The sequence below is a fragment of the Maritalea porphyrae genome, assembly GCF_030159895.1.
Lineage (GTDB): Bacteria > Pseudomonadota > Alphaproteobacteria > Rhizobiales > Devosiaceae > Maritalea > Maritalea porphyrae.
Map to the genome: position 1 here is coordinate 2,621,944 of NZ_BSNI01000002.1, position 14,727 is coordinate 2,636,670.

Sequence of the window (14,727 nt, forward strand, 5' to 3'; positions counted from 1 at the left end):
ACCGCGTCCCACGCGGCGGCTATTTGAGTTGGATTAGACCACCACGCGCAAGTTGCGAATTGGACGTCCGGTCACAAGATTTTGCGCAACAGACACAATCGTGTCCGCGTCAATTCCATAGTGGCTATATAAGTCACCCACTGTTCCTGTTTGACCAAAGTGCTCCACGCCAAGTGGAATGGTTTCATGTCCAGCCACAGCACCAAGCCAGCTCAAAGTCGCCGGATGCCCGTCAGTTACCGTGATAATTTTGCAGTGTGGCGGCAACTCCGCCAGCATACGTTCAACATGTGACATCGCTTCGGCATTGCCCCGGCGTCGTGCACGTTGAGCCGCTGTCCAGCCAGCGTTTAGGCGGTCTGCAGAGGTACAAGCCAAAACGCCAATATCGCGACGGTCTTCGCCAATACGTCCAGCTGCTTCCAATGCCTCTGGCGCAACCACCCCTTGATAGGCAATTACGACATCGCAATTCGCACCCGGCTTGCGCCACCAATAAGCACCGTCAATCACGCCTTGCTTAAACTCAGCATCTTCCCGCCAAACTGGCTGTTCCAGTGGACGCGTAGACAGGCGCATATAGACTGATCCACCCGTTTCATCGCGCAACCACGTGCGTTCATCCGGATCACCTTCACCATCGCGCTGCATGTAATCAAATGCCCAATTCATCACGACAGACAACTCATCCAAATATGCTGGCTCAAACGCAGCCAACCCGTCTTGGCTCATACCGATCAACTGAGATCCAATTGATTGGTGTGCGCCGCCTTCTGGAGCAAGAGTTATGCCTGATGGCGTGCCAACAATCATGAAGCGACTATCTTGATAACAAGCATAGTTGAGAGCATCCAAACCACGCGCCACAAATGGATCGTATACAGTGCCAACGGGTAACAGACGTTCGCCAAAAATGCTGTGCGACAATCCAGCAGCACCCAGCATCAGGAACAGGTTCATTTCTGCAATGCCCAGTTCGATGTGCTGTCCTTCTGGTGAGAACTGCCACTTTTGCGCTGATGGAATTGCCTCGTCTTTGAATGTGTCTTGCAGAACTTTGCGGTCAAACAAACCTTTGCGGTTTACCCAACCGCCAATATTTGTCGAAACTGTCACATCAGGCGAAGTGGTAATGATACGCTCTGCCAGCTTGTCGTCACGCTTTGCAATTGAATCAAGGATTTTGCCGAATCCAGCCTGCGTAGACTGCATACGATCGGTAAGTTTGACCTGTTCACCAACAGGCACCGCTTCGGCTTCGTACCGGCGGGTTCCTTTCGCAAAGAATGGCACCCTATCCAGAAATGCTTGTGTCTTCTTTTCATCCGCAATTGCGCCAAATTTTTCCCATTCGCTGCCAGTTTCAACGCCAACGCTTGTACGGAAAATCTCCATCTGCGCAGGTGTCATCAAACCCGCATGATTATCCTTGTGGCCAGCAAGAGGCGTCCCCCAACCTTTAATAGTATAGGATAGGAACATGGTTGGCTTATCATGATCGATGCTTTCAAATGCATCGACCAATGTTTCCATACACTGCCCACCAAGATTGTTCATTAGCTGGGACAACTCATCGTCCGTGCGCTTTTCAATCAGCGCCGTTACGTCGCCTTGGTCGCCAATCTCATCAAGCAACCGCTTTCGCCATGCAGCGCCGCCTTGGAACGTGAGGGCGGAATATAGCTGGTTCGGACAGCTATCAATCCAATCGCGCAATTTATCGCCACCAGGTTCCGCAAATGCAGCACGTTGCAGCGAGCCGTGCTTGATACGTACGACTTCCCACCCAAAGGCCTTAAAGATTGTCTCCAACCTTTCCCACAAGCCCTCTTTAATCACACCATCAAGGCTCTGACGGTTGTAATCAATGATCCACCAAACGTTGCGAAGGTCGTGTTTCCAGCCCTCTTGAAGGCATTCAAAGATGTTTCCCTCATCCATTTCTGCATCGCCGATCAATGAGATCATGCGGCCCATGGGCTTGTCCTTTGCCCATTTTTTCGCTTGCAAATAGTCTTGGATCATCGATGCGAACGCCGTAATGCCCACCCCTAGGCCGACCGAACCGGTCGAAAAATCAACGTCGTCAATGTCTTTGGTTCGGCTTGGATAGCTCTGAACACCGCCAAAACCGCGGAAATTCTCCATCTTTTCCCGCGTTTGATTGCCCATCAAATACTGAATGGCATGAAAAACGGGCGATGCGTGCGGCTTAACTGCAACCCGGTCTTCCGGCTTGAGAATATGAAAGTACAGCGCGGTCATAATCGAGACAATTGACGCTGACGACGCTTGGTGGCCGCCTACTTTGACATCGCCATGTTCTTTTTTGCGCAAATGGTTGGCATTATGGATCATCCAACACGCCAACCACAGCACTTGATTTTCCAATTGCTTTAATTGCTCAATATCTTTTTTCATGACGATCTCCCTTCGGAGTTACTTTGCTGTTCAATCTGCCAAGCAGCCACAACCGCGACCACCAATAAAGTTGTCAGACATCTTACATTATTAACTAAGACAGACAAGCCGCAACTCGCCTATTCCGTTCTCCCTTGGAGTGAGGCGCACCCTTTCCATCTTAAAGACAAAAAGAGCGCACCTCGAGGAGAAGACAATTAGGCGACTTTTTGATCCGCCATCGGCAACGCCTGCATGATATCAGCGATGATATCATCTGGATCTTCGAGCCCCACGGACATGCGCACCAATCCTTCACTGATCAAGTGCTGTGCACGCTCTTCTGGCGTATAAGTGGAGTGCGTCATGCTGGCAGGGTGCTGAATTAGTGTCTCAGCATCGCCCAGGCTAACCGCCCGCTTGATCATTTTAAGGTTATTCATCGTTGCCTTGCCCGCCTCGATACCACCGATCACCTCAAATGCAATCATGCCGCCAAAGTCTTTCATGGTGCGCTTCGCCAACTCATGTTGCGGAAAGCTCTCGAGGCCCGGGAAATACACTTCAGAGACCATAGGATGAGCCTCAAGCGCCCGCGCAACCTTCATTGCGTTTGCGCAATGGCGCTCCATGCGCAGCTCTAGCGTTTTCAATCCACGCATGATCAGCATCGCATTAAACGGCGCCATCACCGCACCGGTCATATCCTTCATGCCAACGACGCGAATTTCCGTGATATCTTCAAGCGAACCAGCAACCATTCCGGCGATCACGTCGCCATGGCCACCCAAATATTTGGTTGCTGAATGCACAACAATATCCGCGCCAAGTTCAATGGGGCGCATCAGGTATGGCGTCGTATATGTATTGTCGACCACAACCTTTGCACCATACTCATGGGCGATATCAGAAACTGCAGACACATCAACCAAACGCATGTTCGGGTTTGCAACCGTTTCAAAGTAGACAATCTTAGTCTTATCGCTGATCGCGGCCCGAACATTCTCAGGATTGGTCATATCAACATGAGTGATCTTGATGCCAAATTTCGCCAACCCGTGTGTGAAGAAAGCAAACGTGCAACCATAAAGCGTCTCATCGCAAATGACTTCATCCCCAGGGGACAAAAACGTCCACATAACCGAGGTAATCGAACCCATACCTGATGAGTTGGCCAACGCCGCTTCTGCGCCTTCTAGAATGGCAATTCGACGTTCCAGCAAATCACATGTGGGGTTGGAGATACGCGAATAAACATGACCTGGTTGTTCTCCGGCGAAAATCTCGCCGCCATGCTCCGCACTCTCAAACGCAAATGTTGAGGTTAGGTGAAGTGGTGGCGTAAGCGCACCTTCTTCGTCCAGTGGATCATAACCATGATGAATCGCTCTTGTCGAAAACCCTAGCGGGCGACCCATTGCATCATCTTTCATTTCGCGTACCTCCAATTTGCTGCCTGGCGACATCTTCGCCATTCTTGGATACATAATACTGCTTTTTGACGGGCATTTTCTGGCTTTTATGACCCACATGGGGTAGTGAATTGGCAGATTATTGCTTCAGTAGGCGCAAAATGGACAAAACAGACCAGAAGATAATTCGAGAACTTCAAGCGAATGGCAGGCTGACGAACCAAGAATTGGCTGAGCGCGTAAACCTCTCGCCATCGCCCTGCCTTCGCCGCCTCAAAAACTTGGAAAAAGCAGGCATTATCAAGGGCTACTGCGCCATCGTTGATCAAAACGAATACGGGCTTCCGGTAACCGTATTCGTTAGAATCAAGCTGCAACACCACACGGAAGACGCTGTGATGGGTTTCGAAACCGCGATAAGAAATATCGACGAAATTCTAGAGTGTCACCTAATGACAGGCGATTGGGACTATCTAATGCGTGTGGTTGTTGCCAGCTTAGAAGACTATGAGCGCTTCACGCGCAAGAAAGTCCACAAGATCCCAGGCGTTGCAGCGATTGAAACGAGCTTTGCTTACGGTGAAGTGAAGCGCGTCAACATCTTTCCCGCGGTTTAGCTAGGCAAAAAATTACGAGAGAACTTCATTTAGCTTGGGTGTTTGAGGTTTAGGGATGATCGCACCTGGAAATTGTATAACGCGTGCCGCCACTCTCTGCCCCGCAAGGGCTGACGCGCGAAAACTAGCACCCGATAACTGCGCCGCCAAAAAACCAGCGCTAAAACTATCGCCAGCAGCGGTGCTATCGATGACGTCTGCAACAACATCAAACAGAACGTCCTGCATTTCGCCGTCTTTATACAAGACAATACGACCGGCACCATCAGTAACCACCAGCGCAGCATCGCCAAATCGAGACAGTGTTTGAACCGTGTCGTTCGGGCTTTTGCAACCAAAAATGTCCTGCGCCTCGTCGTGCCCGACCTTTACTATCGACGCCATCGCAATGGCTTGTTGCACAATATCTTGAATATCTATGTTTGGCGCATGGCTTTGCCAAAGATGAGCGCGGTGATTGACATCAAACATTACAGTGCGGCCCTCTGCCACAAATTGTTGAGCAATTCTTAGCAGGCACTGACGCCCCTCATCAGAAAGCACCGCAAGAGTGATCCCAGAGAAATACAAAGCATCAAAGTCTCGCAAGAATTCTTCTTCGCTACCGGCAGATACACCGGTCAACAATTCACGTGCGACTGCGTCTTTGCGCCAGTAGGTAAAAGAGCGCTCGCCTACTTCATCGGTTGAAATAGCATAAAGGCCCGGCGTGCCGGCTTCGGACTGTGTGTTAGAAGAAAGCTTGAGCCCCTCATCTTTCAATGATGCAACAAGTTGGTCTGAAAATGCACCTTGCCCCAGGCGAGTGAGATAGCCAACTTCGCCATCCTGATTCAGCAAACGGGAAAGATAGATCGCAGTATTGCAAGTGTCACCGCCAAAGCCAAATCTGGCAGAACCGTCCGGTTGAACACCAGACAGCTCGAGCATCACTTCACCTACACAGACCACTGATTTCGACATCTACTTCACCCTTTTGAACTAGACGAAGTGATAACGCAGTCTAAGTGCCTCGACCAGCCAACATTACGCATTTTGGTACGATCCTACAAATCTAGTATACTAGATGGAGTCGCAGTGCCAACTAACAGTTTCAACGCCGCCAAATTTCGCGAATTGGACCAACTCTCTTTCAAGGGCGGCAAAACGCGCATCTCCCCATTTCACCTTAGGTTCCTTCCAAAATGAGATAACGTTTAAGCATGACTTTTTTCGGTCGGCTTTTAATTCGATGCGACCAACAAAGCGATCATTCTGCAGCAACGGATAGACATAGTATCCCCACTGGCGCTTCGCAGCTGGAACAAAGATCTCAATTGTGTAGTCAAACCCGAACGACCGTTTCAACCGATTGCGGTCGCGTATGAGTGGGTCGAATGGATTGATGATCCGAAGCCGAGACGTGGGCTTGGTCATCAGCTCAAGCTTGTTTTCAATGTCTGCTTCGGCAAATGCCTCTACCCAGCTTCCATCGCGCGACTGCACTTCAACGGTCGTCAAATCAGCATTATCTGCCCAAGCTTTTGTCTCGCGGGGACTAACAGCTTCCCAAAATTTCCTAATTTCGCTCAAACTTGCGATACCCAACCGCTCAATCGCTGCCTGACAGAGCCAATCAATCTGTGCCTGTTCTCCCAACTCAATGGCGAGAGTCTCGGATGGGATTACGTTTTCGATTAGATCGTAATACTTTCGAAATTTCTCCCGATGTGAAGTCGTGAGCACACCCGCATACCAAAGATAGTCAAGTGTTTGCTTATGCGGCGGCCGCGCCCACATCCGTTTTTCACCTTCGATTTTAGTGTCGAATGCCTCGGTAGAAAGCGGCCCTTCTCGTCTGATGCGGTCAATGATGAGTTGTTGCTCATCACTACCCTGCATTTTTTCGTGATACCAATGCCGCGCAACACGCTCCCCCATGCTGTTAAATTGTCTGCGCCACATTGGAAAAAAGTCAGACGGGATCATCGACGCATCATGGGTGAAATGCTCAAATAAATCCCCTGAACGGCCCAGATGCTTATCGATCATTTTAGATCGATATTTATGGTTTCGGCTCCACAAAATATGGTGGTGCGCGCGGGCAACGTTTTGAATGGTGTCAATTTGCACAAACCCCAGATCCTTGACCGTTTGTAGCAAATCAAATTTGCCGACTGGCGGCTCGGCGAGCAAATTCTTGTTCAGCCAGAGCCAACGCGCTTGTTTGTTATCAATCCTGAGCACCGATTCCCCCCGATCCGAACACAGTGCGAGTCTTGTACAAAACAAGAACAAATCCAAGTGCAATCAACGCTTGGCATCAAAATAATTCGTTTTCACATCAAAGCAATTGGTGCTTTGTATAGGAAAAAGGGATGAAAAAGATGATTGTAACCGTTTGCCAAATTGACCCGCGCGCATCTCAAATTGAAAACTACATTGCTGAATTGAAACTGCATATCGCACAAAACAAAAGCGATTTTGTGCTCTTACCTGAAATGTGCTTTGCCGAATGGGTTGCAGCAGAAAAAACACCGTCGGCGACGAAATGGGCAACTGCAGTAGATGACCACAACAAACATATTGCAGCGCTTTCACAATATGGCGCGAAGGCCATCATGGGCACACGCCCTTCTATCAACAGTGCCGGCTCGCGTCGCAACCTAGCTTATTTATGGACGCAAGAATCCAACATCCCAGCACCGGTTCATGAGAAATACTATCTTCCTGATGAAGAAGGATATTATGAGCATACTTGGTATGATCGCGGTGAAAAATCTTTCGACCTATGTCGAACACTCGACATGCGCATCGGCGTTCAAATCTGCACCGAAATGTGGTTCCTGGAATGGGCACGCCATTATGCACGCTCTCGCGCCGATATATTGTGTGTGCCGCGTGCGACACCGCACGGATCGACGGACAAGTGGCTCGCTGGCGGGCGCGCAAGCGCAGTGTGCGCAGGCGCTTACAATTTATCGTCAAACCTTTGGTGCCCGCCGGGTGAGAAAGCAAATTGCGGTGGCCTGTCTTGGATAATCGACCCAGAAGGTAATGTGCTGGCTACAACATCAGAGCATAGTCCGTTTGCTTCGGCCGAAATCGACCTCGACTTCGCACGAAAGAGCAAACAAACCTATCCGCGATACGTCCCAGAATAACTTTCTACTGCTCGATTGAACTGGCCCAGCTCCGCACAAATGTTTCGCGGCGGAGTTGGTCTAAAAACACCAGCAGCCCCGGCCCAAGCCGAATGGGGCGCATCACAGTGCCTGCAGGCAAAGGCTGATCGACAATCGAAGGAAGACCAGTGGATTCGGACAATTCAGGGTGCTGACCAAGCCGCACTAGGAAGTCGATAAATCGTCCAGCGGCGTCCGGGTTGTTTGCACCGACAGGAATAATTGCGGTGCGCATCATCACCCCGACAAAATCATCAAGCGGGACAATTCTAAGGCCGTCCCGGCCTTCAATTTGGCTCGCCGCATAGCTCCCTAAAACATTGTAGGCCAGGGCCAATTTACCAGAAGCGACATCTGAGATCATCCCGCCCGAACAGCAGTAAAGCTGCGCATCTAGTCGCCCCATAACCTCTGTCAAACGCCAAAAGCTTTCAGTGTTGCGAGAATCTTGTGTGGCGAACAAATAACCCAAACCAGAGGTGCGCACATCATATGTACCCACGCGCCCTGAAAACCGTTCTGGATTCTCTCGAAGTGTCTCGATTAATTCCTGCCGTGTCCTAGGAACTTCCAAACCCTCAAATGATGCTTCTGAAATCACCATAACGGCCGGCTCTTGCGTAAACCCAAATACCTGATTTCGCCACCTTGCCCAATCCGGCAAAGCGTTTGTCGCCTCAGAAGAATAATCAAGCGCAAATCCATCATTGGCCAATTTGGTTTGCAGGTCCATGGCCGAAGAAATCACCAAATCAAATTGCGCCTGCTCCTTATAAATTGCCTTCATCACCTCAGTGCTGCCTGACGTGACATAGTTGATATTTATTGTCGGATTGGCACGTTGAAAGGCCAGAATGATGGGCTCGAAAACAGCAATGTCTGCAGTCGATAGGATCGAAAGCGACTGTTGCGCATTGGCTCCAGAATAGCGTTTTTGCTCTTCTATTTCAAAAGCATACGATATGCTGCCTAAACCAAGAAGCAGCAAAATGCCTACAAAGAGCGATCGAATATTAGCATTACGCATGCGCCCACTCCCTCTTTGTTTGGCTCAATATGCAATTGCCCACCATGCGCCTGCATGACTTCATCTGCAATTGTCAAACCAAGCCCGGACCCAACAATATCATCGACGTTCGAACCACGCGAAAAACGCGAGGTAAGTTTACCTAGGTCTGCATCGCCAAATCCGCGCCCCTGATCAATGACTGAGAGCACTGCTTGATCGCTAGAGTTCTCAACACGGACCGTTATGACGCTCTCCGCCGGGGAGTATTTAATGGCATTGTCCAAAATATTGCGTACGGCATTTTGCATCAAAATTCGGTCACCAAAGATTGTCGCAGGTTCTTTTGAAAACGTTCTGACAATCTCAATGTCTTTTAGCTCTGCAGTTGGTTGCAATCGGTCGCATGTCTCATCCGCTAAAGTCGCCAAATTAATTTCATCTTGTTCAAGTTGGTCGGTGCGAAATGTCACCATGGCGTGGTCTAAAAGTTGACCGGCCGAGCGCGAACTCTCATCCACAGCCCGGATCATTTCGCGCAGTGCTTTGCGATTTTCCGGCTTTTCCATTTGCCGATGAACGACCTCAGCTTGTGTGCGTACGGTAGCCAATGGCGTACGCACTCGATGGGCAGCCTCGGCAATAAACTCTTCAGATCGAGTGAGCGATGCTCGCAACCGCATCATGAAATTATTCAAAGCATCAACAAGAGGAACGAGTTCACCCGGCGTTTTTGAAATAACAGGCCGCAGGTCTTTGGGCCCACGTCGTGTCACTGATTCAGCTAATTTTTTGACCGGCGCCACCGCGCTTTGCGCAGCCAATAGGCTAAGCGCAGTAGCCATCAAGAAAAACCCAATTGCAACTGCCATTGCATTCGTCGTGATCTGGGAAGAAATTTGCGCCAGTCCTCGACGTGTTTGCGCAATAACAATGCGCACATCCGCCGCGCGCACGCCATTGCTCACTGCTCGCGCAATTGAGACAACCCGCACTTCTTCGCCACGGTATTGTTCAGTGACAAAAAGTGCAGCTCGTTGACCTTGATCAGCCTTTGGCACGGCCAAATCGTCATAGCCGGTCACCGTTTCGCCGTCAGCAACGATCCGGTAAAACACTCGATCCTCAGAAATTGTGCCCAACATCGACAATGCAGAATAAGGCAATTCAACCCGAACCTGCCCGCGCTCGGAATAGAGTGCATCTGCAATCGATGTTGCCGACGCCGCCAAAATATTGTCCTGCGTATCTGCCGCGGCTTGTTCAGCAACTGAACGAACGGCAACAAAAAACACGATGGAGAGAAGGGCCGCCATAATCGACAATTGGAAAACCAAGCGTCGTCTGATCGAACTGGTGACCAAAAACCGGATCATGATTGTTGAATCATCCGATAGCCCAGGCCGCGAACCGTTTCGATGCGCGCCTGCGAACCTTCTAATTTTTTGCGCAAACGCCCAACATAAACTTCAATGGCATTTTCCGACACGTCTTCATCAAATGAAAACAGCCGATCCATCAAATAGGTCTTTGAGAAAATCTGCCCCGGCGATCCGAAAAATACTTCCAACAAACGCAATTCTCGGTTCCGCAACCCACGCTCTTCCCCTGAGACTTTTAGGCTGCCTGTTGTTGGGTCAAATACGAGATCAGCGAACTCTCGCGCATTGTTGACACTTCCACCCTGTCGGCGCAAAACCGCACGGCAACGGGCTTCCAGCTCGGCAAAGTCAAACGGCTTTGTAATATAGTCATCAGCGCCAAGATCGAGTAGGCCGACACGGTCTGAAACTTCAGACCGTGCCGTCAAAACAATCACGGGCGTCCGCTCCGCTTTGCCTCGGTGCGTCTTCAAGAAGGACCTTCCATCGCCATCGGGAAGCATGATGTCGAGCAATATCAGATCGTAAGCGACGGTTGATGTGCTGGTCATCGCGTCGCTAAGATCTTCCGCATGATCAACAACATGCCCTTCAAGCGCAAAGCGCTCTTTGAGCGCCTTGGCCAATTGCAAATTGTCTTCAACAAGCAAGAAGCGCAATGCCGACTCCATTCATTTCGCTGTCTGGCTCAGATTATGCCACAGTTTCTATCGCCCTGTAAGCACAACCATTTGACAAGTTACAGTCTAAATTCCTTGTGTGGCACCGCCATCACATCGAATGACAGAACCGTTCACATAACTCGCACGCTCAGAGACGAGGAATGCGGCTAGTTCACCAAATTCTTCGGTCCGACCATACCGCCCAACAGGAATTGCAGCAAAGTTTTGCGCCCGCACCTCATCAATCGTGCGGCCGGATCGTTCAGCATTTCCACTGTCCAATTGGTCAAGGCGCGCTGTGTGAATGCGTCCCGGCAACTGCATATTTGAAGTGATACCATCCTTGCCCACTTCACTTGCAAGCGATTTGCTCCAACCAACAAGAGAAGAACGCAATGTGTTGGACATAGCGAGATTTGGAATTGGTTGTTGCACGCCTGAAGATGCAATCGTCAGCACACGACCCCACCCTTTAGCTTGCATATCGGGCAAGCACAAATTGGTTATTTCGATGACACGCAAAATCATCGTGTCAAAATAGCTGCGCCACGTATCCGCATCTGGCAAAGTCGTGGTTCCAGGCGGTGGCCCACCGGTATTGTTGACCAAGATGTCGACGCGGCCAAGTTTGGCTTTTGCACCCGCATAAAGATCAGCCGCTGCATTTCTGTCCGACAGATCGGCTACAACAAAATCAGCTTTTCCAGGCCCTTTTGCGTTCAATTCCTTCGCTTGCTCAGCCAATTTGTCCTCTGAGCGTCCACTGATAACAACATGCGCACCCTCGCCGACCAACGCGGTGGCCACCGCAAGCCCTAATCCTTGGCTTGACGCCAAAACCAGCGCCTTCTTATCTGCCAACCCTAAATCCATATCAAACATCCTTTCAAATGCCGCCACTTACTCAACATCACACCAGCGTTCTTCACGCCTCAATCTAATGTTTGTGCCAACGCAAAGAAACAATTTCTGCTTCTGTTATTTCTAACCATAGGCGCTCGAAACGATAAGTCGACACCGAACGGGAAAAGAAATGCTGCAATCCACAATTGGGCCCGAATTGAGCCTAGACGAGATTATGCAACGATGGCCGAACACCATAGCCGTATTTCTGCGCCATAGAATGCTTTGTGTGGGGTGCCCAATCGCCAGCTTTCATACAATCAACAATGCATGTCGCGAATATGAGTTGGATAGAGAAGCGTTTTTACAAGAACTCAATCTTGCGATAGCGGATTAGTGCCCTTCAGCGATGGTGACCAGCTTGTGCGCGGACAGCACTTCAATTTTTTGGCGTCCTACGGCCACCAGGCCCTGATCTGCCCAGCTTGAGAAAATGCGACTAACAGTATGGAGCGTCGTGCCAGACATTTCAGCAATATCCTGACGTGAAATAGGCATATCTATCCGAATACCACGTTCTGATGGCTTGCCTGCTTGCTTCACCAAACGTGCAACTGCTCGCGCAACGCGACGCTCTACCTGTTCAGTTGCCATTTCAACAATTCGATCTTGAGAATCGTTTAGGCGTTCGCCGACAGCACCATGTGCGTTTTGCACAAATCTTGGCACCTCATTGGCAAATTCTTGCCAGCATTTGTTCGGCCAATGCAATGCGACACAATCCGCAACAGCCAAAGCGCTTGCGGGGTAGGTATCGCGATTGAGTGCAGGTGCGATTCCAAAAACTTCACCGGGTGCAAAGTGACGCATTATCACCTGTTCGCCGTTTTCAGTTGTGCGTACAACTTGCAAAAACCCATCTAGGAGGACGAAAAAGCGCTGCGCCCGTTCGCCTTCACGAAAGAAAGCGTCACCCTTAGCAAAAAGGCTAGAATGCGCCTGATCCAGCACACGTTCCAACTCCCCTTGTTCAAGGCCCGCAAAGGCCTTCAAATCTTGGATTAATGTAGGATCGACCTTATTCATTTATGACCATTGCACTCAACAAATTCTCAACTGTTTGATCTTTAGCAAACATTTCGCCAAAGCGACAGACTAGAAGTGGTTTGGGTGGTTGATGAAAACGACCACCTTGGACAGTGGGTTGGTTGCGATCTGACTAGACAGCCCCATTTTACAGCACGAAGAGGCATCATGCTACACGATAAAGTCCGCCCACGACCGAGTGACGGCCCGGCCATTCTTTCTTATGGTTTTCGGCCATTTTTCTTTTTTGGCGCGCTTTACGCGGCGCTCAACATTTTGTTGTGGCTGCCGTTTTATTTCGCGGAAACGTCTCTGCCGATTGTTGTTTCAGCGGTTGACTGGCACGTGCATGAACTAATATTTGGCGTTATGCCCGCCATTATCGCCGGCTTTTTGCTTACCGCAATTCCAAATTGGACCGGACGACTGCCGGTCAAGGGAACACCATTGTTACTGCTTGTCAGCATTTGGTTTGCGGGCCGAATTGCTTTCAACTTATCCGCATATCTGGGTCTAGCCGCGACGGCATTTGTTGACTGTGCTTTCCTCGTCACTTTTTTCGCAGCTGCCGCAACTGAAATCGTCGCAGGCAAAAACTGGCGCAACCTGCGTGTACTCGTAATTGTCGGTGCGCTAACTTTGGGCCATATCGGGTACTATTTTGAAATTGCCATGACCGGTGAAGCGGACATTGCGCGTCGCGTCGGCATTGCTGCAATCACTCTGCTCATCATGCTGATCGGCGGGCGTATCATCCCCAGCTTCACCAGAAATTGGCTTGCACGCATGAACCCGGGTCGTCTGCCCACTCCATTTGGCAACACCGACAAAGCCACCCTAGCCGTATCAGTTGTGTCGCTTGCCGGGTGGTCGTTTTGGCCCGAAAACCAGTTCGTTGGCTATTTGTTGCTGATTACCGCATTTGCAAATCTATATCGGCTTAGTCGCTGGGCGGGCGACCGCACAGCCCACAGCTATATCCTGTTGGTTTTACACCTCGCATATTTGTTCTTACCGATTGGATTTGCACTTTTAGGTGCCGGCATTCTTTGGCCCGAGCATTTTGTTGAAGTTGCTGGCATCCATGCGATTGGCATGGGCGGCTTCGGTGCAATGGTGCTTGGCGTTATGGTTCGCGCAACTCGTGGCCACACCGGACACGACCTATCGACCGACCTTGGCGCAAAACTCGCATTTACTCTGGTTCTTGGCGCTGCTGCGCTACGTGTTTTGGTCGCATTGCAACTGTTTGGCAGCTTTGAGCAAGTTCTGCTTCGAATATCGCAATTAGGATGGTGTGCCGCGTTTTTATGCTTTGCAATCGGATATGCACCAAAGCTTTGGCAGCCTCGTCGCATGTAAGAGTTGGGACAAGCTTTTATATGTGACCGGCGAACGCACTTCGCTCACCAACCTGGTGCGTTCGCCATTTCTATTTCAAGCTAGAATAAAGGCGCGCCAGGTAATCTGACGCGCCTTATTATTATTGTTATTTCAACGAGAAAGCCTACCAAGAAAGGCTTTCAATCCCGTCAAAATCAATTGAACCACCATCGTCAAATTCGATCGTACCGCTTGAATCTTGGCTGAAAATCATTTCGCTTTCGTCGATCGAAATAATCTCACCGCTTGTAACAGTAACCGTCCAATCGGTCCCAAGTGCACCGACATCGGCACCTGAACCTGACCCGTCCGACAATGCGATACTGTCCGTCCAATCTGTGCCAGTTCCACCAGAAACAACATCATTGCCATCGCCTTGAGAGTATAAGAACACGTCGTCACCCTGGCCGCCGTGCAGCACATCATCTCCTGTGCCACCTTCGATGATATCATTGCCCTGGCCACCGCGAACTATATCGTTACCGTCGCCAGCATTGATCGTATCATCGCCACGGCCACCAGAAACAACATCGTTACCATCACCAGCGTTGATTGTATCGTCACCTGCACCACCGCGCACTACATCGTTGCCGTCGCCAGCGTTGATTGTGTCGTCGCCAGCACCGCCGTTTACACGGTCATTACCGTCGCCAGCATTGATTGTATCGTCACCAGCACCACCGTTTACACGGTCATCACCAGCACCAGCATTGATCGTATCGTCGCCAGCTCCACCGTTGACGCGGTCATTACCGTCACCAGCATTGATTGT

The 14,727-nt window shown here is 50.2% G+C and carries 14 protein-coding genes; 4 read left to right on the top strand and 10 right to left on the bottom strand.

Annotated elements, in window-relative coordinates; genetic code table 11:
* Positions 1-33 precede the first annotated feature (33 nt).
* Together QQL65_RS16300 and QQL65_RS16305 are read right to left on the bottom strand one after the other, a co-directional pair.
* Entirely contained in the window at positions 34-2,421 is a 2,388-nt protein-coding gene (locus tag QQL65_RS16300; RefSeq protein WP_284366181.1) for a 1-deoxy-D-xylulose-5-phosphate synthase N-terminal domain-containing protein, read from the bottom strand.
* A 197-nt stretch (positions 2,422-2,618) separates the two neighbouring features.
* Positions 2,619-3,833 carry a methionine gamma-lyase gene (locus QQL65_RS16305; protein WP_284366182.1) on the bottom strand — a complete coding sequence of 405 codons (1,215 nt, stop codon included), beginning with the start codon at positions 3,831-3,833 and terminating at the stop codon, positions 2,619-2,621.
* 140 nt (positions 3,834-3,973) lie between these two features.
* On the opposite strand from QQL65_RS16305, the gene QQL65_RS16310 reads away from it, so the two are divergent.
* Positions 3,974-4,429 (top strand): Lrp/AsnC family transcriptional regulator, encoded by a 456-nt coding sequence (locus QQL65_RS16310; RefSeq protein ID WP_284366183.1) that lies wholly within the window; start codon positions 3,974-3,976, stop codon positions 4,427-4,429.
* A 12-nt stretch (positions 4,430-4,441) separates the two neighbouring features.
* Here QQL65_RS16310 and QQL65_RS16315 read toward each other — a convergent pair whose 3' ends face one another.
* A complete protein-coding gene (locus tag QQL65_RS16315) occupies positions 4,442-5,392 on the bottom strand; it encodes a sugar kinase (RefSeq protein ID WP_284366185.1) in 951 nt (316 codons plus the stop codon).
* Between the two features lie 99 nt (positions 5,393-5,491).
* On the bottom strand, positions 5,492-6,655 hold the full coding sequence (locus QQL65_RS16320) for a winged helix-turn-helix domain-containing protein (protein WP_284366186.1): 1,164 nt from the start codon (positions 6,653-6,655) through the stop codon (positions 5,492-5,494).
* A gap of 131 nt (positions 6,656-6,786) precedes the next feature.
* Between QQL65_RS16320 and QQL65_RS16325 the strand changes: the two genes are divergently transcribed.
* Complete coding sequence (locus QQL65_RS16325; protein WP_284366188.1) at positions 6,787-7,572, top strand: carbon-nitrogen hydrolase family protein; 786 nt, start codon at positions 6,787-6,789, stop codon at positions 7,570-7,572.
* A gap of 4 nt (positions 7,573-7,576) precedes the next feature.
* Here QQL65_RS16325 and QQL65_RS16330 read toward each other — a convergent pair whose 3' ends face one another.
* The 4 genes from QQL65_RS16330 to QQL65_RS16345 form a co-directional block, all read right to left on the bottom strand.
* On the bottom strand, positions 7,577-8,620 hold the full coding sequence (locus QQL65_RS16330) for an ABC transporter substrate-binding protein (RefSeq protein ID WP_284366189.1): 1,044 nt from the start codon (positions 8,618-8,620) through the stop codon (positions 7,577-7,579).
* The gene (locus tag QQL65_RS16335; RefSeq protein WP_284366191.1) at positions 8,587-9,975 is read right to left on the bottom strand and encodes a sensor histidine kinase; all 1,389 of its coding nucleotides are present in this window, start codon (positions 9,973-9,975) and stop codon (positions 8,587-8,589) included. The genes QQL65_RS16330 and QQL65_RS16335 overlap by 34 nt, the downstream gene beginning before the upstream one ends.
* Positions 9,972-10,640, bottom strand: a complete 669-nt coding sequence (locus QQL65_RS16340; RefSeq protein ID WP_284366317.1) for a response regulator transcription factor — start codon at positions 10,638-10,640, stop codon at positions 9,972-9,974. The genes QQL65_RS16335 and QQL65_RS16340 overlap by 4 nt, the downstream gene beginning before the upstream one ends.
* 87 nt (positions 10,641-10,727) lie before the next feature.
* Complete coding sequence (locus QQL65_RS16345; protein ID WP_284366193.1) at positions 10,728-11,516, bottom strand: SDR family oxidoreductase; 789 nt, start codon at positions 11,514-11,516, stop codon at positions 10,728-10,730.
* A 160-nt stretch (positions 11,517-11,676) separates the two neighbouring features.
* On the opposite strand from QQL65_RS16345, the gene QQL65_RS16350 reads away from it, so the two are divergent.
* The gene (locus tag QQL65_RS16350; protein ID WP_284366195.1) at positions 11,677-11,883 is read left to right on the top strand and encodes a DUF1858 domain-containing protein; all 207 of its coding nucleotides are present in this window, start codon (positions 11,677-11,679) and stop codon (positions 11,881-11,883) included.
* Here the strand turns inward: QQL65_RS16350 and QQL65_RS16355 are convergent.
* Entirely contained in the window at positions 11,880-12,572 is a 693-nt protein-coding gene (locus tag QQL65_RS16355) for a Crp/Fnr family transcriptional regulator (protein WP_284366197.1), read from the bottom strand. The genes QQL65_RS16350 and QQL65_RS16355 overlap by 4 nt on opposite strands.
* Before the next feature lie 168 nt (positions 12,573-12,740).
* Here QQL65_RS16355 and QQL65_RS16360 point away from each other — a divergent pair, with 168 nt between their 5' ends.
* Positions 12,741-13,934: an NnrS family protein gene (locus tag QQL65_RS16360; RefSeq protein WP_284366199.1), complete on the top strand. Its 1,194-nt coding sequence runs from the start codon at positions 12,741-12,743 to the stop codon at positions 13,932-13,934.
* Between the two features lie 145 nt (positions 13,935-14,079).
* On the opposite strand, the gene QQL65_RS16365 is transcribed toward QQL65_RS16360, so the two are convergent.
* Positions 14,080-14,727, bottom strand: a 648-nt coding sequence (locus QQL65_RS16365) for a calcium-binding protein (protein WP_284366200.1), incomplete at its 5' end; no start/stop codon positions are given.